The 3,502-nt window shown below is 54.1% G+C and carries 2 protein-coding genes; both read left to right on the top strand.

What is annotated here, in order from left to right; genetic code table 11:
* The coding region (locus tag VI215_01210) for a tetratricopeptide repeat protein (protein HEY6190924.1) at positions 1-1,563 on the top strand (1,563 nt) is incomplete at its 5' end.
* Positions 1,564-1,892: 329 nt separating this feature from the next.
* Positions 1,893-3,502: tetratricopeptide repeat protein (locus VI215_01205; GenBank protein ID HEY6190923.1), on the top strand; the 1,610-nt coding region annotated here is incomplete at its 3' end.

Here is a 3,502-nt window from a genome sequence, read left to right as displayed (position 1 = left end):
CTCTGCGGTGTTCAATACCTCCTCGGGGGTGGGGCATCAGTCGATGTCGGATATACTTATCAGATACTGGACGATGTGGCAGCTTTGTTGTTTATACTTCTTCTCCTTTTGTTCCTGCACTTCTTGAATGTGTCTCCCTTGGAGAAACTCTTGATCGGGGGTTATCTATTCTTTCAGACGGGTTTGCAATTTTTCTTCGGGTATGTGGAGAATTACGCTCTGTTGAGCGTGTTCATGATGGCGTTCATGATTACGGGGTGGCTTTCTCTTGAGCGGAAAATTCGACCGATCTATCCGATCATCTCGTTTGCATTGATGATCGGCTTGCATCTCGGCGCCATCATCTTTCTCCCGGCTCCCCTCATTCTCCTCTATCATGTCTGGCGCGAACGAAAGATTGAGGCAGTCGTCTTGATGGCGGGCGGCATCATCGGCTCGGTGCTCTTTTTCCACCTGAGCAATTATTCGCCCGAACAGTTCATAAGCCGAATTGAAGCCGGGGTTCGACTCGATATGCTTCCGTTCTTGAAATCGTCTCCGGGAGGACCCTACCCGATCTTCTCATCTCTTCATCTCATCGATTGGACGAACGCTTCTCTGTTTATCCTTTCCTTCGGTTGTTTTCTGATCCCGGTGCTCGCATTCTTGTCAGCCCGCGAGGTTCGATGGACGTCTCCGGTGGCCCTTTTCCTCCTGACCGCAGCGTCATGTGGGGTCGCCTTTACGTTCATCTTTAATGCGGCGCTCGGCATGGCGAGAGATTGGGACTTGCTGGTCAGTTTTCTAATCCCCGTCCATTTTCTTGCAATCTATTTGCTGCTTCCCTACTTCCGCCTTGGGAGGGAGAGCCATCAGGTCATCGCTGTTATGGTGATCCTGGGTGTTTTGCGCGTTGGCGCGTGGATCGGGATCAACGCCGACACAGACCGGCACCTTCAGCGGGCGGAGGTCCTCACAAACCCGGGGTTGGTCGGAACATTTCCGGTAATCTATTATGAAGCGCTCGGCAAGGCTTTCTGGCACAAGAACGATTTCGATCGATCGAGGGTCTGGTACGAACGCTACCTGACGATCGACAGCCTCAATCCCCGCATCCTCGGAAATCTTGCCGCCGATTACGACAAATTGGGGCTGAGGGACCGGTATTACGAAACGCTCAAACAAGCCGCCCGTTCGGGGACAGCTGACGCCACAATTTGTTTGAATCTGGGAAATGAATACGTCAGACGGAAGGACACGCTTTCCGGCATTGGTATGATGAGGCATGTGCTGGAAATCGATCCGTCTTCCCGCGAGGCTCATGCGAACCTCGCCATCATTTATATGACTCAGAGGAACTATCCGCTGGCTGCCAAGTACGCTTCCGAAGCAATCGCGCTCGGAATGCGCGAACCGGTTCTTTATTATTGCGCCGGGTATGCCTTCTTCAGGATCGACGATGATGAAAAGGCGCTCCACTACCTCGACTCCTATATGTCGATGGCTCCGGGTGACAAACGCGTTCAACCTGTTCTCGAAGCGATCAAGGTGCGAATGCACGGAATGCCAGGTGGTTTGAGATGACGGCGAGAAGGAGGGGGAAGATAAGGTCTGAGAAGCGGGGAGATCCTTCGGGCGCTACGCGCCCTCAGGATGACAAAGGGTCGCGCCCCCAGGATGACAGTAGGCTGAATGCGGCCGGTCAGGAGCGATCGTCGCAGATTCTCCTGTTCTTTGGCGTGCTGATTGTTCTTCTCCACGTGTGGGGGATGCTCCAACCATCCCATGACAATTGGGGAGTCCACGTTTTCGGATTCTATGGGCCCGGGATCTCCCTCGGTTCGCTTTGCATTGCTCTGCTTCTTCTGATCCCAAAAACACAAACATGGCTGCTGGGGTTCGTTGAGAGCGGCGTGCGGTTTCTCGCGAGGCTACCTCTCATCGTAAGTATCGTGATTGTCGGCGGTATCATCCTTGCGTGTGCAGTTGAGTTCCCCGCCAAGCTTCATCTGCTCGGAGACGGGGCCGTGCTCCTTCGCTCGATCAACCAGTCTCAGTGGGGCGCCGATCTCGTCGCAAGCTTCCGCAACCAGCCGCTCATGATCTGGATTTTTCGATCCCTTATGGCATTCTATGCCACCGGCGGTTCGGTAAAACCCTACGACGTCTACGAGGGAATCGATCTCATCTCCTGCGCCCTGTTTGTAATCCTTGTGTTCTTGTTTCTCAGGTCGCTCGATCGGCCGCCCCTGGAACGGGTTCTCCTCGGCTGCATCATCTTCGGCTGCGCGGGCAGCCAGTTCTTTTTCGGGTATGTCGAGAATTACGTTCTACAGTATGTCTTAACGGCCGTCTTTGTTGTGACTGGCTGGTTCGCCGCCGAAAGAAGAATGTCCGTGATCATACCGATCTGTTGCTACGCGGTGATGGTGGGACTTCACCTTGGGAACCTAATTTTCTTTCCGGGGATCCTGATCCTTGTGTACCGAAAGCTCGGGGAGAATCGGCTGCGCGCGATCCTCGCGACCGCGGGGCTTCTGGCGGTAATAGTCGCATCACTGTTTGCCATAGGATTCAATTTGAATGACTTTCTCCGCCACATCACCTCGGGCAGTGTCGATTTTCTGCAGCCTTTCACCGCCGTTGGCGGAAACTTCGCCTATCCGATGTTCTCCCCCGCTCATTTCTGGGATTGGCTAAACGGGAGTCTGCTGATCCTGCCTTTCGGGCTTGCGATCACCCTCACCCTTCTGATAGTTCATTCCGGAGAACTCCATTGGACCGATCCGGCGTTTATTTTCCTGCTCGTGGTGTCAGGGTTCGGACTACTTTTCACGTGGATCATCAATTCCGCGCTCGGGATGGCGCGCGACTGGGATCTACTCACTAGTTTCTTCACTCCGTTGATGATTCTCAACGTCTACCTCTTAAGCCGGCCGATCAGCCTCAAGTCTCGCCGCTATATCCTCACAATGATTGCCGGAGTTACGCTCCTCCATACCGCCGCATGGATCGGGATCAATGGAAGTGCGGATCGTCATCTGAGCAGAATGAAGCTTCTGAACAGCCCGAAGTATCTGTCTTTGAGCGCACAAATCGTATTCGATGAGGCTCTTGCGAACTACTTTTTCGACACCCAAAACTACAAGGACGCGCGGACCTATTACGAGCTCTATCTCAAAATAGACGATCACAATCCCCGGATACTTGCAAATATCGCCGACGTCTACCGGAGGGTGGGTGAGCGCCAGAAGTACTTCGACGCACTGTTGCATGCCGTCGCGGCGAACAGCCGTGACCCGGGCGTGTACCTCAACCTCGGAGTGGAATACGCGAACCGCCATGACACCGCCGCAGCCGTGAAGTACAATGAACAGGCTGTCGCGATGGATTCCACGCAGAAGCTGGCCCATGCGAACCTGGGGATTCTCTATACGAATCTGAGGAATTACAAACTGGCGGACCGGCACTTCTCGTCGGCGATCTACTTCGGGTTGCGCGAACCCGCCATCTACCGGTATGC

It is taken from the genome of Bacteroidota bacterium, assembly GCA_036522515.1.
Lineage (GTDB): Bacteria > Bacteroidota > Ignavibacteria > UBA10030 > SZUA-254 > VBOC01.
Note: the sequence above shows the minus strand (reverse complement) of the source record. Positions and strands in the feature narration are given on the sequence as shown.